The organism is Acinetobacter piscicola (assembly GCF_002233755.1).
Classification (GTDB): Bacteria; Pseudomonadota; Gammaproteobacteria; order Pseudomonadales; family Moraxellaceae; genus Acinetobacter; species Acinetobacter piscicola.
Window position 1 is genome coordinate 133,840 of record NZ_NIFO01000004.1, and the last position, 20,426, is coordinate 154,265.

The window sequence follows — 20,426 nt, forward strand, 5'->3', positions numbered from 1 at the left end:
TACAGTGCGAAAATTGTAAAACAATTTTTCAATTAAAGTGAAAAGAGACTGGTGTTTCATTGTAACTAAGTGGTTTACTAGCTTACGAAAATGCCTGAAAAGTCGTAATTTAAGGTTTGAATGTTTTTCGCCCTTAATGGGCCTATGTAGAAAGAAGGGTACGCTATGCACATGCCATCGCCTAACACTGTAGCTCCCGCTCAAGGTTTATACCAACCGGATGAGTTTAAAGATAACTGTGGTTTCGGCTTAATCGCCCATATGCAAGGTGATGCAAGTCACGACTTGGTCAAGACCGCAATTCATAGTCTAAGTTGTATGACGCACCGTGGTGGTATTGCTGCAGATGGTAAGACCGGTGATGGTTGCGGATTGCTCTTGGCTATGCCGAAGGCATTCTTCCGTGAAGAAGCGAAAAAAATTAGTGATATTACACTGAGTGAAATATTTGCTGTCGGTACTGTATTCTTAAATTTAGATCCAGCATTAGCCGCACATGCAAAACAGATTTTAACCAAAGAAATAGAAGAAGAAGGTTGTCGTGTAATTGGTTGGCGCGTTGTTCCAACCAATAATGACGCATTAGGTTCGATTGCAATGCAGTCTTTACCTGCGTTTGAGCAAATTTTTGTCAATTGCCCAATGGGTGTAACAGAAGCGGAATTCAATCGTAAGTTATTTATGGCACGTCGTCGTGCAGAACAGCAAATCACCAATGATCCGTACTTTTATGTAACTACACTGTGCTCTACAGTGATTAGTTATAAAGGTTTAATGATGCCTGCGTTTATTGCAGAATTCTATACAGATCTTGCAGATGAGCGTTTGGATTCACATATTGTTGTGTTCCACCAACGTTTCTCAACCAATACTTTACCGCGTTGGCCTTTGGCACAACCATTCCGTTATTTAGCGCACAATGGTGAAATCAATACGATTACAGCAAACCGTAACTGGGCTGCTGCGCGTACACCTAAATTTGAAAATCCACTGTTACAAGGTTTAACTGAACTTAACCCGATTGTAAATCGTACAGGTTCAGATTCATCAAGTATGGATAATATGCTTGAAATCCTCGTTGGTGGCGGTATGGACTTGTTCCGTGCGTTACGTATGCTTGTTCCACCAGCTTGGCAGAATGTAGAAACTTTAGATGCAGACTTACGTGCATTCTATGAATTTAACTCTAAGCATATGGAAGCTTGGGATGGCCCTGCGGGTCTAGTGATTCAAGATGGTCGCCATGCAATTTGTATGTTAGACCGTAATGGATTACGTCCAGCACGTTGGGTGATTACGAAAAATGGTTACATCACACTTGCATCAGAAATTGGTGTATGGGGTTATGAGCCTGAGGATGTTGTTTCTAAAGGTCGTGTAGGTCCTGGTCAAATCCTTGTCGTTGATACATTTACAGGCAAAATGCTTGACACTAAAGATGTCAGCAACCATTTGAAAAAAATGCGTCCTTACCGTGAATGGTTACGCGAGCATTCAGTTCATTTACAAGGCAGCCCAGAGCTTGAAGAATACTTGTGTGATCAAGGCTTAAAAGGTGATGATCTAAAAGCTGCTCAAAAAATGTTTATGGTGACATTTGAAGAGCGTGATCAATTGTTGCGTCCAATCGCTGAAAGTGGTCAGGAAGCTGTAGGTTCAATGGGTGATGATACGCCAATGGCGGTATTGTCACGTCAAGTACGCCATTTGACAGATTACTTCCGCCAACAATTTGCTCAGGTGACCAATCCACCAATCGATCCATTGCGTGAATCGATTGTTATGTCATTGGAAACGTGTCTAGGTCGTGAGCAAAATGTATTTGAGCAAAGCCCAGAACATGCTGATCGTTTGATTATTTCAAGTCCAGTACTTTCAAACTCGAAAATGCACCAAATTCGTACCATTGGTCGTAAAGGTTACGAAATTGCTGATATCGATGTGAACTATGCTGAAACTGAAGGTTTAGAAGCGGCGATTACACGTATTTGTGAAGAAGCTGCGCAAGCAATTCGTGATGGCAAAACGTTACTAGTGCTTTCTGATAGAAAAATTCGTGAAGGTTATTTGCCTGCGAACACTGCGATGGTGACTGGTGCGATTCACCATTACTTGATCAGTGTTGGTTTACGTACCGATGCTAACATTATTGTAGAAACTGCGATTGCACGTGATCCGCATCAATTTGCAGTGATCTTAGGCTTCGGTGCAACTGCAATTTATCCATATTTAGCATACGACGTCATCAATGATTTGATTGCCAAAGGTGAGTTATTAGGCGACCCAATTCATGCTCAAGCAAACTTCCGTAAAGGGATTGAAAAAGGCTTATTAAAAGTACTTTCGAAAATGGGTATTTCTACGGTTGCTTCTTATCGTGGCGGTCAGTTATTCGAAGCGGTTGGTTTGTCTGAAGAAGTTGTGAATAAATGCTTTACAGGTGTGCCAAGCCGTATCAAAGGCGCAACTTTTGTTGACCTAGAAAATGATCAGAAAAAATTAGCTGAGCTTGCTTGGAAAGCACGTAAACCTATTGAACAAGGCGGATTATTAAAATTCGTTTTCGATAAGGAATACCATGCATTTAACCCTGATGTAATCAATGCATTGCACAAATCTGTACGTTCAGGTAACTATGCTGACTTTAAAGAATATGCAGAACTTGTTAATAATCGTCCGATTGCAACCATTCGTGATTTATTCAAGTTAAAAACTGACAATTCTATTCCATTGGAAGCGGTTGAGTCTGTAGAACAAATTCTGCCACGTTTTGACTCTGCGGGTATGTCTTTAGGTGCATTGTCTCCTGAAGCTCATGAAGCAATTGCAATCGCAATGAATACGATTGGTGGTCGTTCAAACTCAGGTGAGGGCGGCGAAGACCCTGCACGTTACGGTACGATTCGTAACTCGAAAATCAAACAAATTGCTTCGGGTCGTTTCGGTGTGACACCTGCATATTTAACATCTGCAGAAGTTCTTCAGATTAAAGTTGCACAAGGTGCAAAACCGGGTGAAGGTGGTCAGTTACCAGGTGGTAAAGTAAATGGTTTAATTGCACGTTTACGTTATTCAGTACCAGGTGTGACCCTAATTTCTCCACCGCCGCACCATGATATTTATTCTATTGAAGATTTATCACAATTGATTTTTGACTTAAAACAAGTCAATCCTCAAGCGATGGTTTCAGTGAAGTTAGTATCTGAGCCGGGTGTTGGTACGATTGCGGCAGGTGTTGCAAAAGCATACGCAGATTTCATTACGATTTCGGGCTATGACGGTGGTACAGCAGCTTCTCCATTGTCTTCAATTCATCATGCGGGTTCACCGTGGGAATTAGGTCTTTCAGAAGCACATCAAGCACTCCGTGTGAATGACCTTCGTGGAAAAGTTCGTGTACAAACGGATGGTGGTTTAAAGACTGGTTTAGACGTTGTTAAAGCGGCGATCCTAGGTGCAGAAAGCTTCGGTTTTGGTTCAACACCAATGATCGCATTGGGTTGTAAATACCTACGTATTTGCCATTTAAATAACTGTGCGACAGGTGTTGCAACGCAACAAGATCATTTACGTCAAGAGCATTATATTGGTGAGCCAGAAATGCTCATTAATTTCTTCCACTTTATTGCGGAAGAAACACGTGAATGGTTAGCGGCATTAGGTGTTGCGTCACTCAAAGACTTGATTGGTCGTACAGATTTGTTGGAAGTACTCCCAGGTGAAACTGAGAAACAGGCACATCTTGATTTAAGTGCACTACTTGAATCACATCCATCTGCTGAAGGTAAAGCACAATATTGTCAAGTCCAGGGCAATGCCCCATTTGATAAAGGTGTATTGGCTGAGAAAATGATTGGTGAAATGTTGCCAGCCATTGAAGCAGGTACGGGTGGTGAATATCATTTCACTATTGGTAACTGTGACCGTTCAATCGGTGCGCGTATTTCAGGTGAGATTGCGAAACGTTATGGCAACTTGAGTATGGAAGCGCATCCTGTAAAAATGAATTTAACAGGTACAGCAGGTCAATCACTGGGTGTTTGGAATGCAGGTGGTTTGCATATCAAACTTGAAGGTGATGCAAACGATTATGTTGGTAAAGGTATGGCAGGTGGTCGAGTATCGATTTTCCCACCAAAAGGCTCGCCATTCCAAACTCAAGAAACAGCAATCATTGGTAACACATGTTTATACGGTGCAACTGGTGGTAAACTGTTTGCCGCAGGTACTGCGGGTGAACGTTTTGCTGTACGTAACTCAGGCGCATTTGCTGTGATTGAAGGCGCAGGTGATCACTGTTGTGAATACATGACTGGTGGTATTGTGACTGTACTTGGTAAAGTAGGTCATAACTTCGGTGCAGGTATGACAGGCGGTTTTGCTTATGTACTTGATTTAGATAATGACTTTGTTGATCATTATAATCATGAATTGATTGAGTTAAACCGTATTTCTACAGAGTCGATGGAAGAGCACAAGGCGTTCTTAGGTCGTATCTTAGATGAACATATTAAAGAAACAGGTAGTGCTTGGGCGTATAAGATCCGCAATGAGTTTGATTTTTATGGTCGTAAATTCTGGCTGGTAAAACCAAAAGCTGCGAATTTGCAGACTTTGTTAAAAACAACTCAAGCTGATCCACAATAATTCCACTACTGTAGATATATAGGCAGGTGCAACTGATAAATAAACAGTTCGCACCTACCCACGGAGAGAGACATGGCAGAGCGCCTAAACAATGACTTTCAGTTTCTGGATGTAGCACGCCAAGATCCAGAGAAAAAAGATCTAACTGTCCGCAAAGCTGAGTTTGTGGAAATTTATAAGCCTTTTACAGCGGAAGTGGCAGCAAATCAAACCCACCGTTGTTTGGGCTGTGGTAACCCGTATTGTGAATGGAAATGTCCAGTACATAATTACATTCCAAACTGGTTAAAGCTGATTGCAGAAGGTCGTATTTTCCAAGCTGCTGAACTTTGTCATCAAACCAACACATTGCCAGAAGTTTGTGGTCGCGTATGCCCTCAAGACCGTTTATGCGAAGGTGCTTGTACCTTAAATGATGGTTTTGGTGCAGTGACAATTGGTAATGCAGAGAAATATATTAACGACACCGCTTTTGCACTTGGCTGGCGTCCAGATATGTCTTCTGTAAAGTGGACAAATAAAAAAGTTGCCATTATTGGTGCAGGCCCAGCAGGTTTAGGCTGTGCTGATATTCTAGTACGTAATGGGGTTAAGCCTGTTGTATTTGATAAACGCCCTGAAATTGGTGGTTTATTAACGTTCGGTATTCCAGAATTTAAAATGGAAAAAGATGTGATGAAGCGTCGCCGTGAAATTTTCACAGGTATGGGCGTGGAATTCCGTTTAAATACTGAAATTGGTATAGATATTACTATCGATCAATTACTTGCAGACTATGATGCTGTGTTCATGGGGATGGGTACGTACACCTACATGAAAGGTGGATTCGCAGGTGAAGATCTTGATGGTGTTTATGATGCCCTAGACTTCTTGATTGCCAATGTTAACCGTACTCAAGGTTGGGAAAAAGATCCAACGGAATACATTAGCGTAGAAGGCAAAAAGGTGATTGTACTGGGTGGTGGTGATACTGCCATGGACTGCAACCGTACTTCGATTCGTCAAGGTGCCGAATCAGTCGTTTGTGCATATCGTCGTGATGAAGAAAATATGCCAGGTTCACGCCGTGAAGTGAAAAATGCACGTGAAGAGGGTGTAGATTTCCAATTTAACCGTCAGCCAATTGAAATTATTGGTGAAAATGGCAAAGTGACAGGTGTTAAAGTTGTGACTACACAACTTGGTAACCCTGACAGCCGTGGTCGTCGTAGCCCTGAGCCAATTCCGGGTTCTGAAGAAGTCTTAGCAGCAGATGCTGTATTACTTGCTTTTGGTTTCCGTACTAGCCCAGCAGATTGGTTTACAGGTGCAAATATTGGTTTAGATGGTTCTGGTCGAGTGATTGCTGCTGAACAGCAAGAATTTAAATTCCAAACGTCTAATCCAAAAATCTTTGCTGGTGGTGATATGGTTCGTGGTTCTGACCTTGTTGTTACTGCGATTTGGGAAGGTCGTGAAGCTGCTGAAGGTATTTTAGATTACCTTGGTGTTTAATTTTAAAACCTAAATCTTCCAAACTTATTTTCAAAGCCTGCATATTTGCAGGCTTTGTTTTTCATCGGATACCGAGTCGTTTTAGTGACAAAATGTGAATAACATTGAGAATAAAAATAAGCTGCTAAGTTTCTAATAATCATTAATTTTTATTTTGTAAGTGAGCGCATATTTGTAGTCTTATATAGTCGCTTCTTCCTCAAACTGAGCATTCTGGTCATTCTAGGATCTATTTTGCAATATACAAATGTATAGTTTCTGCCAATATAGATTTATATTCAGACAAATGTAGGATTAAACCTATGACAGTAGTTCAAGCGACGGCAGAAAAAACATATTTAAATCGTCCAAAAGCCATTGGTATTAAAGTCCGTAAACCAAGCTTTAATCCGCAAGCCATTCGTAGACATTTCTTTGCTAACTCACCAGTAATGTCACACTTATTAACTGCACTCTCATCCACATTTCCAATTGGTGAGCAATTTTTTGTGCATAGCGTGCGCAATGTACGTGACAAAATCAGCGATGAAAAACTACAAGCTCAGATTGCTGCCTTTATTGGTCAGGAAGCTATGCATTCTAAAGCACATGCTGAATTCAATGATGCGTGGCGTCGTGATGACTATAACCTAGACAATTTTCAAGCGTGGTTGGCCCGCCGTGATGATTTTATTAAAAGTGTTCATCCAAAATTGCAGTTAGCGGTGACCTGTGCTTTTGAGCATTTTACCGCTTTATTAGGTGGATACATCTTACGTAATCCACAAGTACTGAGCACTTTAGATGACGATGCAATCAAGCTGTGGGTATGGCATGCGATTGAAGAAATAGAACATCGCGCGGTGGCTTTTGATGTGTACCAAGCAATTTATAAGGATGATCGTACACGTCGAACAGTCATGCGTAATGTTACGACAGGTTTTGCCAGCTTAACTTTTTATTCGGCAACGCGTTTGTTTATGCAAGATTGGCGTAAGAGTGTGCCGAAAGTGACACAGAATCTGTATGGTATCTATATGATTTCAAAAATGTTGATTTCATTGATTCCTGAATATTTGTCTTATTACAAAGCAGATTTCCACCCTGATGAAATTGATTACAGTAAAATTGTGGCATATTGGAAAGAAAAATTAGCAGATGAATATGGTATGGAAAGCTTCCAAGAGGAAATACATCCAGTTTTATATAGCTAATTGTTTGTATGATTGATGAAATAAATAAAAAGCCAATGATGGACATTGGCTTTTTATTGTAGCTATTTTTATATGGATTCTAAATTCTTAAAATTTACCATCTTTAAATTGTTTCATTACTTTCTGACGTTGCCATGGTAATGGTCTGTCTAAAGCTTCAGGGACATCGCCTGAAGTAGAACGTAAACGTAAATGCATTGCAGCTTGTGCGATCAAATTTGCAGATACAGGTGCTGTAATGAAGGCAAGTAAAGTAATTAATAATTCAGCAAAACCAAAACGATGATTAAATGCTGCATAAATCATTGCTGCGATTAAAAAGCTACCTAAACCCAAAGTACTTGCTTTAGTTGGTGCATGCAAACGCATAAATAAGTCAGGAAGTTTGACAATACCGATTCCCCCTACAAGAGTGAAGAAAGCACCGATAATTAAAAAGAAAGAAACAATAACTTCCATCATAAGTTGCATGTTATTTTCCATGAAGCTCTCCTTTTAATCGACGACATGACCAGTCGTGAAATAACGTGCTAAAGCAGCAGTAGAAACAAAACCGAGCATTGCGACCAATAATGCACCTTCGAACATAGAGGTACTCGCCCAATAAATCCCAAGAATGACGATTAAACATGTCGCATTCAAAAACAAAGTATCTAATGCCAATAATCGGTCAACAATAGACGGCCCTATGACTAGGCGAACAAGGCACAGCAACATGGAAATCGTTACAGCAAAGAGGCAAATTCCTAGAGCATAAGGCAATATCATGATGATTCTCCTTGCTGAACGCTAAAAATAGCCATCAAACGGTATTCATAACGCGCTTTAATTTGCTGAATTTCAGCTTCAGGATCATCTAAACTTAAGGCATGGACGAGAATATCACCACGCTCTTGATCAATCCCCGCACTGACAGTTCCAGGTGTGGTGGTGATAATCATGGCAAGCAGTGAATTCACATGTTCATGGTCTGTGTCTAAAGGAACACGAAACCATTTTGGATGTAAATTTTTGGTTGGGCCAAGCACTTGTTTTGCAACGCGAATATTTGAAACGCAAATGTCCCAAAATACGATAAAAAACAGCTGAATTGCTGCACGCCAGTGAATATTGGGTGTATTGACAATAAAAGGCTGAATCAATTTTGGAATAATTAAACCAAGAATAATCGCGACAACAACATCAAATAATTCTGCGCTGTGATTGAGCATTAACCAGCTCATTGCAACAATGACTGAAACAAATGGATGCGGTAAGTAGCGATCAAGTAAAGACAAATTTTGCTTCATTTATTGCTCCATTGGCTTCAGTTTAGCATTTTCAGGCGTGTGACTTTGTTCAACTTGTTGCTGAATTTGCTGTTGTTTATATTGCGAAATGTGTTCGCCTTGAAAGGTATCTTCGTCAATCACATAGGGAATATATTGTGCATTTTTGTCTATAGTCTCTCCGCCATATTTTGTTTCAGGAATATAGTTCGCATCATAAGGCTGTACGCTAATGATATGACCTTGTGAATCCTTTTTCAAAATAGCGTGCTCGTATGCGGAGCTGTCAGCGAGTTGTAATGCAGTTTGATCAATATATTTGAGAATGGGTGCGGCACAAATCACGTACAGCATTAACCCTGAAAGTAAAAGATAAATACTTTTATCATTACGAGGCGGTGCTTTTTCAGGTAAAGCTTGATAGGCATTAAACGCTGGCTTGCGAATATCTGCTTCAGGTGTGGTTGCACGCCAAAAGAGGATAAAACCAACGCGGGTAAATGCAATAATACTCAGTAAGCTGACAATCAATACAATAGCAATGACCCATGCTTGATAAGGGAAATCTGCTGTTGCTTGGAGCAGGAGAACTTTACCCAAGAAACCACTGAAAGGCGGTAATCCTGCCATCATTAAAGCAATCATAAAGAATGTTGCTGCGACCAATCCGTCTTGTTTCATTTTTGGTGAAACTTTTAAATGATCTTTAAATTCACCACGTTGTGACGTGATCCAACCGCATAGTAAATAAAATGCTGCTGCAATCAGTGTACTATGAACGAGATAATATAGTCCTGCTGCCCAAGCAGAAGTATTCATAATCGATATGGCAATGAGGATAGTCCCAACAGAAGACAGCACCATAAAACCAGCAAAACGTCTTAAACGATCAGCACCCATGGCTGCAATCACGCCATATAAAGAAGTGATTAAACCAATCGGCAATAACCAATAGTTCAAATAGCTTTGCGCTAAGTCATCATGGAAAACTGTACCATTGACACGTAAAATCGCATAAATACCAACTTTGGTCATGATGGTAAAGATAGCAGCAACAGGGGTTGCAGCAACAGCATAAGTTTTGGGTAACCAAAAACCGACAGGAAGCATAGCAGCTTTAATTCCGAAAACTGCGAATAACAGCAATCCACCTGCAATGGCTAGTTTATGTTGATCATTTTCAAGTGTTGGTAATAAGCGAGCAACATCTGCCATGTTTAAGCTACCCACTGCGCCATAAATCATGCCTAAACCAATAAGGAATAGTGCAGAAGCAACTAAGTTGATAGTGACGTAATGAATACCAAGTTGGAAGCGCGCTTTGCCTTGTCCATGGAGGAGAAGTACATAGGAGGCCATTAACAAGATTTCAAAAAAAACAAATAAGTTAAATAAGTCGCCTGTTAAAAATGCACCACAAATTCCCATGAGCAGAAAGTGAAACATGGTATGGAAATAACGGCCACGCTCATCCCATTGCTTACTTGCAAACCACAGTACTGGAGTCGCGAGTATATAAGTCAGTACGACCATCAAAGCGGATAAACGATCTAATACGAGGACAATACCAAAAGGTGCAGACCATTCACTGAGTTGATAAACAAAGATTTGTCCTGAACTGGCTTGAATTAAATAAGTGATTGCTGTTGCTAGTCCAAGTACGACAGAAATTAAACTGAGACCACGACGCCAAGGCTGACGCCAGTCACGAGCTAAAGAACCTGAACCCGGATTACCCAATAGCACCAATAAAAATGCCGTAAAAGCAGGAATTAAAATACTCAGAATAGGTGTGTGAGCATGCCAGAAATTGATAAAAGTCATCATTAAGGCTCATCCTCACGCGCGTCAAAAGTATTTAATTCTTCTTTAGAATCGACATGGTCGGTTCCAGATTCAAAACGACTGCGTAAAGCCAATTGAACAATAAAAGCAGTTGTTGCAAACCCAATAACAATGGCAGTTAAAACCAAAGCCTGTGGAAGCGGATCGGTTACTTTGGCTGCATTGGTTAAAATAGCAGGGGAGCTGACTTGTAATCTTCCCATTGCAAATAGAAAAATATTGACTGCATAACCAATCATTGCCAAACCAAGAACCACTGGAAAGGTACGTGCACGGAGGATTAAATAAATCCCTGTTGAAATGAGTAATCCAATCGCAGATGCAACTAAAAATTCTAAACTGATCATGGCTTACTCCTTAGGTACAGGGCCAGACATACTCGAATGTCGAGAGTCACCCAGTACCGAAATTAACAACATGGCAGCGCCGACAACTGTGCCATAGACACCCAAATCAAATGCTGCGGCAGATGCAAAGTGGAATTTTCCAAAAATTCCTGATTCAACATAGACATGCGCACTGGTGAGGAATGGTCGATTCCAAAGCCATGCTGCGATTCCAGTCAATCCTGCAATCATTAAACCCAGCCCGATCCAAATTTCATATAAACGACCTGATTTGGCTTTTAGCATGTTTTCAGCTTGATCTTGTCCAAGTGCAATATATTGAATAATCAACGCCATTGAGGTGATGAGGCCTGCAATAAAGCCACCGCCCGGATAATTATGACCACGTAAGAAAATATAAAGACTCACCACCAATGCAATAGGCAGTACCCACGAAGCCGTCATACGGAACATGAGTGGTGAAGGGTTAAAACGGTAGCTTAAACCTTGAGTCATGGTTGTACCGTGTGTACGCATACCATCCATTAAACACAGTGCGCCAATGGCAGCAATACCCAATACCGTGATTTCACCAAAGGTATCAAAGCCACGGAAATCAACAAGAATGACGTTGACAATATTTGAACCGCCACCAAGCGGTAAAGACTGCTGTACAAAGAACCATGAGATAGAGTTGTGATCTCGGGTCATGATCAACCATGCAATCCAGCCTACCCCCAAACCGCCCCCAATTGCGATGATGGCATCTCTCCAACGGCGTGTTTGGCTAGATTCATAAGGTGTCAGTTGTGGTAATAACGATAAACTCATTAAGAGTAGAACCGTTGTCACCACATCTACGGTGATTTGGGTTAATGCTAAATCAGGTGCAGATAAAGTCACAAAAATCATGGTGACCACTAAACCCACTGCGCCGCTGATCAGTACGGCTTTAATACGTTCGTGGTGAAACCAGAGCATCATCCAACATGCTGAAAAGAGTAGTAACCAAAGCACAATAGCAACCAATGGTGCATGGGTTAATTCACGAGTACCCGTGGTTAAATTCTGATTGAGCAGCGGTGTGGCAACCAGTGCGATACTGAATACAACGATCCATAAGAGATAGTTTTGTAATGAACCCGTTTCAGTTTTTAGTTTAATTTTGCGTGAGAATAACAATAAGTTTTTGAGAGAATTTTCAAAAATTAATTTGCCTTGGAATCTCCCAAGAATTGGGTCAAGGTCAATGTGGCGGATACGGCTACCTTTTGCTAAAACAAAATAAAAAGCGATACCACCCAACGATGCAATTACACTCATCAGCAAGGGGAGGTTGAAACCGTGCCAAATGGCTAAATGAACGCCTTCAAAAGTAGGAAGTTGTGTACTGGCACGTGTACCTGAGTTGACAATATTTTCAACCAATAAGGCAGGTAGAATACCGACTAAAATACATAATGTTGCCAATAAAATAGCAGGTGCGCGCATGCCTATAGGTGGTTCATGTGCATCTTTATTTGGAACGCCTTTACCAATGTCACCATCAAAAAACACGCCATGTACGAGACGTACTGAATAAGCGACAGCAAATAACCCAGCAAGTGTTGCAATGATCGCAGCCAATACAACAAAACCACCAGACAAATTAGCCAATAGTTCTGTAAAGAACATTTCTTTAGACAAGAAGCCATTGGTCAGTGGTACACCTGCCATACTTGCTGCGGTAATCATAGTGAGTGTCGCAGTAAAAGGGAGCAGTTGCCATAGCCCACTCAGTTTTCTTAAATCACGCGTCCCAGACTCATGGTCAATGATCCCAGCGATCATGAACAGCGCAGCTTTAAATGTTGCATGGTTAATGATATGAAAAATGGCAGCAGCGACAGCAAGCGGTGAACCCATCCCCAATAAACATACAATTAGACCTAAATGGCTAATGGTTGAATATGCCAATAAGCCTTTTAAGTCTTCTTTGAATATGGCAAAGAATGCAGCCATACATAAGGTGAATAGACCAATTGTTGTGACGATATTATGATACAGCGCTGAACCGACAAATATCGGCAACAGGCGAGCCAATAAGAAAATCCCAGCTTTGACCATGGTTGCCGAGTGTAAATAAGCAGATACTGGAGTCGGGGCTGCCATGGCATTGGGTAGCCAAAAGTGAAACGGGAATTGTGCACTTTTGGTGAATGCGCCGAGTAAAATTAATAACAAAGCAGGAACAAAGAGCGGACTATTTTGAATGGTTGTTGCCATCGTGGTGAGTTGGTCAATCTGGTATGTTCCTGTGATTTGTCCCAATAAGACGAAACCCCCAAGCATAGCCAAACCACCCATTCCCGTGATGGTCAGTGCCATACGAGAACCACGTTGCGCAGCATCATAATTGCTCCAATACCCCACCAATAAGAACGATGAAATACTGGTCAGTTCCCAAAATACTAAGAGAATAATTAAATTATTAGACAGCGAAATTCCCAACATTGCGGTCATAAACATCATGAGCAATGCATAAAGTTTGCTGAGAGAGTTTTTAGGATTTAAATAGTAATAGGCATAAATATAGATCAGTGTACCTATACCACTGATCAACAATGCAAAAATAAGGCTGAGCGCATCTAAGCGAAAGCTGAAATCGATACCAATTTGAGGTAACCATTGCCAATGTTCTAAAACAGTTTGACCACTGAATACTGATTTAGCTTGAGTCAGTAATAGAATAAAACTGCTTAGACTAACCCCTATCGCTCCTAAAGCTGTTACTCCGCGAGAGAACTGCTTCAGCCACAGGACAAGGGTTGTGCCAAGTATTAATGGTAACAATACAATAATCGGAAGCACACGCGTATCCATTGTCGTGAATAGGTCATAAACCTATGTAAATCTTATCTTTCAAGGACTTGAGGAGCGCAAAGAGCAATCCAAGAACTTAAATCTTGAAAGCCGAATTAAATTAATAAGCAAAAACAAGTTGTGTTGCGCAACTTGATAAAACGATTAGAAGATCAATTTAGATTGATAAAATCGAATCTAAATCAATTTTTTCATCTTATTACATGATCGGAATAACATCAAATTATTTTGTCAATTTTTGCGCAAACAAGCCAAATTATACGCTTCATCATACTTTTATAGTGTTTGAAAATGATTTCTATACGATGAAATTGCCTATTGAATATTTTTTATTCTAATCCAGAAAAGCTGGATATCTCAGCAGGATAATCACTTGCTGAGAAATATCACATCACTTTTAAAATAGCTGCTGTATGGGCTGAAACTTGCAAGAACCATGTTTAAAGTAATGATTTATGTGAGGATAAGTCATCGCCTTGTTGAATTAATCGTTTTAATTCAACTTGTTGTTCTTCGGTTAAAGCCTGAAACTGTAAATAGAGTTGCTGAGCATTCAATGTGTCCGCGTTGGGCTCAAGTAATTCTTGTTCTGAATGTTGCGATGCTTCTTTGAGTAAATTTTCATAAATATGTTGATATTCTTGCCACGCAGAATTAGCTTGAATTTCATGTAATTGCTTATTTTTCAAATGGAAGCATTGATATTCATCTGCTTGTTCGAGTAATTCTTCATGACTGCCTGTGGCAATGATTTGTATTAGTGGAAAAGCTTGATGCAAACGATCTAAGATGACTTGAAGAGAATATTGATCTAAATCCACATCAATTTGATCAATCAGCAGCACACCATCGCCTTCTAAACATGGGTATAGGCTGAGTGGATTCAATAAACATAGGCGGCGGACTAAATCACCGACTAAACCAATCCAATTTTTCACAGTATTCGACAGTTGTTGATAAGAGATGGTTTGATTTTTATAGCTAACCATCAACTGTAGCTTAGGTTGATATTCTAAAAAGATATCCGTTATTTCTGGAATCACTGTTTTGAGTGCAGTTTTTAAAGCTTGTAAGCTTGGCGCATGTAACTGTGAACGGGCTTGAAATAATGTATTTTGAAAGTCTTGAGTCGATTTGTTCGATGTATCTTTATGTCTAAGAATATTTTGAAAAAGTTGCGCCGTTTGTGCATTTTCAATATCACTGATTTCTCTAAACCATTCAAAAAAACGTGCAAACGTAGTGTATGGAATACTCACCAATTCATAAGCATTGTACTGCTGTAGAACAAGAGGATTGTTTTTACTGAGAATGTTCACTTCATTGACAAAGCGTTCGGCAGGGTAGTAAGCAAGTAATGGAAGACCTTGGACAGGGTCTTTTTTAATGACTTGATTATACAAAGTCACGGTTTGCTCTAATTGTTCTAGTTCAACTTTACTGATCCCGACACCATTGGCATTTAATGTTTTAAACAGTTGCCAACGACAACTCTGTGTATCTGTTTCAGTCGCTCCATCACCTTCAGGTAATGCGCCAAATTCTGTTGGAATACGTACGTTTACATCAATTTTTGCTTGCACTCGATCAATCATAATATCTTGATCAAGCATGACCACACCTGGCGTGCGTAGGTCTTTATAACGTGCAGGAAACCATGTTAAAGCTTGGTAAATATTTTTAATAATGGCTGTTTTACCCGAAGCTTGGTCACCGACAATGATCGTGATGGGTTTACTTGAATGGTTAAAATTTATTTTTAAATCGGCAAAATGATAAACATGTCGAAAATGAATGGCTTGTAGTTTCATAGGACACCTGTAAAGAAAAAACTACAGTGTTATGCAGTCGCTTTATTTTTGAATGGCACTTTTTGTTTAAGTTGTTGTACTAAATCATAAATATGATGAATATTTAAACTGACTTTTGCTCGTGTACAAGCAACATATAAAAGTCTTAATTCTTCATCACTGATTTTATGCTCAAGACCATTGATCTTAAATTGGTAATCATCTTCGATATGCACACGATTCCATTCTAAACCTTTGGCTTTGTGTGCAGTAGAGATGACATAATCAGCTTGCTCTATTGGGGTAATTTTAGCAAGTGCTTTTTTGAGCGGTTCAGTACCGTGATCATCGACTAACTTGACTAAGGGTTTGATATCACTACCATCATTGGTTTCGCAATATTCATGCACATCATGCCAAGAATTAAACCAAGCCAATTCAGGTACATCTGTGACACGTTTACCTTGTTTGAGTAGGCTTGCTGCATCGACAAAACGATTTAATTTGACGTGATCGGCTTGTAAACTGACTTTATCGCCCTGTACTAAACCTGAAAGTAAGAGTTCCATCGCTCGTGCATTGGTACGACACAAAATTGCGTCGCGCATTTTGGTATGTGGTTTATTGACCACGCTAGATTTCATATCCGGATTGCCCAATAACGGCACGGTTTCATCTAAAGCGCCAAGTAAGTGATTGGCAACATCTGCAATGGCATCGCCAAAACGGAAAGATGTGGTTAAACGTGACTCAGGTAAAGGCATTTTTTGCATGGCATTGACTGCACCACGCCATGCGTAAATCTGTTGATGCGCGTCACCGACATAGATGACTTGAGTGCTACGTTGACGAAGCAAAATACCGAGCATCAAAGGATCTGCATCTTGCGCTTCATCAAATAAAACATAATCCGCAGGAATATACGGGTCTGATAATGCCCATAATTTTAAGTAAATATCATGTCCAATGCCTGCTTGATGGTTTGGATCAATCGATTCTAGCCAACGCTTTTCGACCGCAGGATAAAGATGCTTTTGTAAAGATTCTACATCGTCAGGATGTAACCAACTTGGCGCTTGTATATGACGCGGTGCAGGATATTGCGAACTGGTTGAACAATAATAACTGACGGCATTGGCTACTAAACTGGCTAAACGACTCGGCATCAAGATATATTTTTCATAGCGACCGCCCATCAGTCTTCGCAATGTGATGGGTTCTAGGCGATATTCTTTAGCAATAAAACTTGGACTTAAACGGGGTAAGCGTAATTTATCGGTCACGCCACGCGGCACGCTTCTAAACGCCAATGAGTGAAAGGTTCGACAGTCGACATTGTTGTGAAATTTATTTTGTGCTTCGCTTGCGATGGCTTTATTAAAAGCCAAATACATCCCGCGCCGATTCGGCATTGCATCGCTAATCAATTGTAAAGTTGTAGTTTTACCTGTGCCAGCATAGGCAATCACTTTAAAGGATTGTCCCTTTTTTGCTTCTGCAATTGCAAAACTTTGTTCTGTCGTTGGGGTAAAGGAATAAGGCACAGGGTTATGAAATCTTATAAGTTAAAATTTAATACAGCTTGGAGTATAGCAAAATTTGCTCAATACAAGGGGTAAATCTAGCGTGATACGGTTTGAAACATCTATATGAGAATTATCTAGGGCTTATCCCGATAATTTTTATCACAATATGAATTTTTTAAGTTTTTGTCTTTAAATTGACTTAAAAGTGAAATCGAACTGTCATGCTGTATTTCTAAAATCAGGCGAGGAAAAATTCTAAAATTAAATTGGAAATACTAGATGACAAATTCAGCCAACCAACACACACGCCGTGAAATTCTAAAATGGTTAGCCAGCGTACCTTTTCTTCCGCTTGGGGTAATGGCAACTTCGGCAACGCTTGCGGGATGTAATGATGACAATAATAACGAAACGGTAGTGAAACCACCTGTAAATGCAGCTAAATTAAAATCAGCGACATTTACTCCAATGGATGCGCCAACATTGGCAAATGCAGCAGCGATGGCAACCACTACTGTTGCTTCAGGTTTAGCTGTAACTTGGGATGATAATACCAAGACTGAATATAAACTTGCTTATAAAACCTTTTTTCAAACAGGTGATTTGGTGAGTGATGGAAAGGGCGGGAAGATTTTAGCGGGTGGTTATTATGATATTAATAATAAACCGATTATGGACAAATCTGTAGCAGGCAAAGAACGTCAATTTTTTTCAGATTGCCCAGATGGTACGTCATTATTAACCGTGAAAGATGCCAAAGTTGAAGGCGTGAAAGGCAATCCTGTATTTGCAGTTGTGCAATTTGAATATACGACTCGTGATTTAGCAGGCAGTGATATGTATGGCAGATTGCCGTCGCCAATTGCCGTGATTTCGCTAGATCAAGACCCAAAAACGGGGCATTTAACTTTAGTGAAATATCACAATGTCGATATGTCTAAAGCACATGGTTTATGGATTACCTGTGGCGCAAGCTTATCACCGTGGGGAACACATCTTTCAAGTGAAGAATATGAACCTGATGCTTTTGGTCAGGGCTTAGGGACTGATATGGCGACCATGAAAGCCTACAGTAAAAATGTCTATGGTGATGAAACGTCTGCAAAACCATATAACTATGGACATTTACCTGAAATCACAGTGAACAAAGATGGTACAGGTTCTGCGAAAAAGCATTATTGCTTAGGTCGTATTTCACATGAATTGATTCAAGTCATGCCTGATAACCGCACAGCTTTAATGGGTGATGACTATACCAATGGTGGACTGTTCATGTTTGTTGCGGATAAAGAAAAAGATTTATCTGCTGGAACACTGTATGTTGCCAAGTATTTAAATGAATTGAATGAAACATCAACGGCACAAATTCAATGGATTAAATTAGGTCATGCGACCAGTCAAGAAATTGAAGATTTGGTGAATGTTAAAAATATTCAACCGACTGATATTATGGAAAGTTTGGACAAAGACCCACAAGATGCCAGTTTCACTAAAATCATTCTGCAAAAGAAAACGATGTGGGTCAAAGTCAAAGCAGGTATGGAAAAAGCAGCCGCTTTCTTGGAAACCCATCGTTATGCTGCTTTGATGGGTGGCAGTATGGCGTTTACCAAGATGGAAGGCACAACGGTCAATGCCAAAGACAAAGTAGCTTATTCTGCTTTAGCCAATATTCAAGATTCGATGGTTAAAGGTAATGCGGCTTGGACAGAGACCAATAATGTGACATTTGCTAAGAAAATTTCAGCAGGTGGTATTGTTGCACATGATTTAGCAGGTTCTAAAAGTGATAAATCAGGTAGTCCAATTATCAGCGATTGGGTACCTTATCAATCCCATATGCTGTTGATTGGTCAAGATATCGATGCTGCAACAGATCCACTCGGTATTGGTAATACGGCGAATCCGAACACGATTGCCAGTGCGGATAATCTAAAATTCTCTGAAACTTTCCGTACCTTATTCATTGGTGAAGACAGTGGTAACCACGTGAATAACTATTTATGGGCTTATAATGTTGATACTAAAAAGTTAGATCGAATTCTTTCTTGCCCAGCAGGTGCTGAATCTACCGGTTTACATGCGGTCGATTCAATCAATGGTTGGACCTATATTATGAGTAATTTCCAGCATCCGGGGGATTGGGGTTCATTGCACAGTAAAGTTCAAGCAACTTTAGACCCATTGATCCGTGCCAATTATAAAGATCGTTATGCAGCAGCAGTAGGGTATTTAACGGCTGATCCGATTGCACCTTCTGTAGAGAAGAAGCTTGTTTAATTTGTTTTAAGAGAAATATAAATCTTTTCTCTCAGCTTGACCACATATGACTTAAGCTGAGAGGAATATTCAATTATTTAAGGATATCTTCCTGATATTTAAGACTCTCCCTCTAACCCTGAGCCATATATGGCGCAAGGGAAAGAGGGGTAACTACCCAGAATATAAAATTATTTTATATTCTTGAAACACTTTCCTTTTTCAAAGGTGAGGAGTATGGCTTCGCAAGAGGAAGATTTCTAAGTGTTTAGTGACTACGATTGGCTTTTTCAACTAAGCCTGAAAGACCTTGGCGACGTGCCAGTTCATTTAAAACCAATTGAATGTCTAAGTCGAAATAACCAAGCATGACAATGGTATGGAACCACAAATCAGCAACTTCATAAATTAAATCATTTTTGTTATCTGCATGGGCTTCTATATTGAAATCTTTAGCAGCGATGATGGTTTCAACACTTTCTTCACCAATTTTTTCTAAGATTTTATTTAAACCTTTTTGGTAAAGCTTTGCCACATAAGAAGAATCGGCATCTGCTGACTTACGTTCAGCCATCATCTTGCCCAAATAATCGAGTACTTCAACTTGTTCAGCTTGAGTATTTGAAGCATTCATGGCAATGGTATGTGGGTTTGTTGATGATTTTTCTGCATAAATAGCAGAAGGATCTTTTAATTGTGCATCGACAATTTCCCAACCATTTGGCGTAAGTTTGCGATAGAAGCAAGATTCACGACCTGTATGGCATGCAATTCCACCCTGTTGTTCAATTTGTAATACGATAACATCTGCATCACAGTCCAAACGAATTTCATAAACAGTTTGAAAATGTCCCGACTCTTCACCTTTAAACCAAAGTTTATTACGTGAACGAGAAAAATAAACACCACGGTTTTTTTCGGCAGTGAGTTGTAGTGCTTCACGGTTCATCCATGCCACCATCAAAATACGTCCAGTTTGATGATGTTGTGCAATAGCAGGAATAAGTCCTTGTTCGTTAAATTTTACTTCATCGAGCCATTGCAGATTGTTCATAAGATTTCACCAAGCGAGTAAATATTGAGAGTGTTACGATGTTAACGTAGCGCGCTATAGTTTACGTGATTTAAACAGGATTGAGGAGAAACTTTCTACAGTTATCTTGCAGTGGTTCAATTGATGCATTTTAGAAATTCATCTTTAAACCATCAATCCAAA

The 20,426-nt window shown here is 40.0% G+C and carries 13 protein-coding genes; 4 read left to right on the top strand and 9 right to left on the bottom strand.

From position 1 onward, the window contains the following. Positions 1–171: 171 nt before the first annotated feature. From gltB to CDA10_RS09090, 3 genes are all read left to right on the top strand, one after another. Positions 172–4,647, top strand: coding sequence for a glutamate synthase large subunit (gltB, locus tag CDA10_RS09080; RefSeq protein ID WP_171333967.1), 4,476 nt, complete (start codon positions 172–174; stop codon positions 4,645–4,647). 72 nt (positions 4,648–4,719) lie between these two features. Next, complete coding sequence (locus CDA10_RS09085) at positions 4,720–6,141, top strand: FAD-dependent oxidoreductase (protein ID WP_089605306.1); 1,422 nt, start codon at positions 4,720–4,722, stop codon at positions 6,139–6,141. Positions 6,142–6,443: 302 nt separating this feature from the next. Beyond that, positions 6,444–7,334, top strand: a complete 891-nt coding sequence (locus tag CDA10_RS09090; RefSeq protein ID WP_089605307.1) for a metal-dependent hydrolase — start codon at positions 6,444–6,446, stop codon at positions 7,332–7,334. Between the two features lie 87 nt (positions 7,335–7,421). Here CDA10_RS09090 and CDA10_RS09095 read toward each other — a convergent pair whose 3' ends face one another. The 8 genes from CDA10_RS09095 to CDA10_RS09130 all read right to left on the bottom strand — a co-directional run bounded on the left by CDA10_RS09095 (position 7,422) and on the right by CDA10_RS09130 (position 16,969). Beyond that, positions 7,422–7,805, bottom strand: coding sequence for a Na+/H+ antiporter subunit G (locus CDA10_RS09095; protein ID WP_089605424.1), 384 nt, complete (start codon positions 7,803–7,805; stop codon positions 7,422–7,424). Positions 7,806–7,829: 24 nt separating this feature from the next. Next, positions 7,830–8,105 (bottom strand): monovalent cation/H+ antiporter subunit F, encoded by a 276-nt coding sequence (locus CDA10_RS09100; RefSeq protein ID WP_089605308.1) that lies wholly within the window; start codon positions 8,103–8,105, stop codon positions 7,830–7,832. Then, the gene (locus CDA10_RS09105) at positions 8,099–8,623 is read right to left on the bottom strand and encodes a Na+/H+ antiporter subunit E (protein WP_089605309.1); all 525 of its coding nucleotides are present in this window, start codon (positions 8,621–8,623) and stop codon (positions 8,099–8,101) included. The genes CDA10_RS09100 and CDA10_RS09105 overlap by 7 nt, the downstream gene beginning before the upstream one ends. Then, entirely contained in the window at positions 8,624–10,429 is a 1,806-nt protein-coding gene (locus tag CDA10_RS09110) for a monovalent cation/H+ antiporter subunit D (RefSeq protein WP_089605310.1), read from the bottom strand. Next, entirely contained in the window at positions 10,429–10,794 is a 366-nt protein-coding gene (locus tag CDA10_RS09115; protein ID WP_089605311.1) for a Na+/H+ antiporter subunit C, read from the bottom strand. The genes CDA10_RS09110 and CDA10_RS09115 overlap by 1 nt, the downstream gene beginning before the upstream one ends. A gap of 3 nt (positions 10,795–10,797) precedes the next feature. Then, the gene (locus CDA10_RS09120; RefSeq protein ID WP_089605312.1) at positions 10,798–13,635 is read right to left on the bottom strand and encodes a monovalent cation/H+ antiporter subunit A; all 2,838 of its coding nucleotides are present in this window, start codon (positions 13,633–13,635) and stop codon (positions 10,798–10,800) included. A gap of 440 nt (positions 13,636–14,075) precedes the next feature. Next, on the bottom strand, positions 14,076–15,446 hold the full coding sequence (locus CDA10_RS09125) for an AAA family ATPase (protein WP_089605313.1): 1,371 nt from the start codon (positions 15,444–15,446) through the stop codon (positions 14,076–14,078). 29 nt (positions 15,447–15,475) lie between these two features. Further along, positions 15,476–16,969 carry a UvrD-helicase domain-containing protein gene (locus CDA10_RS09130; protein WP_089605314.1) on the bottom strand — a complete coding sequence of 498 codons (1,494 nt, stop codon included), beginning with the start codon at positions 16,967–16,969 and terminating at the stop codon, positions 15,476–15,478. A gap of 261 nt (positions 16,970–17,230) precedes the next feature. Here CDA10_RS09130 and CDA10_RS09135 point away from each other — a divergent pair, with 261 nt between their 5' ends. Further along, entirely contained in the window at positions 17,231–19,231 is a 2,001-nt protein-coding gene (locus CDA10_RS09135) for a PhoX family protein (RefSeq protein WP_089605315.1), read from the top strand. Between the two features lie 247 nt (positions 19,232–19,478). On the opposite strand, the gene hisIE is transcribed toward CDA10_RS09135, so the two are convergent. Then, complete coding sequence (gene hisIE, locus CDA10_RS09140; RefSeq protein ID WP_089605316.1) at positions 19,479–20,264, bottom strand: bifunctional phosphoribosyl-AMP cyclohydrolase/phosphoribosyl-ATP diphosphatase HisIE; 786 nt, start codon at positions 20,262–20,264, stop codon at positions 19,479–19,481. Between the last annotated feature and the right edge of the window lie 162 nt (positions 20,265–20,426).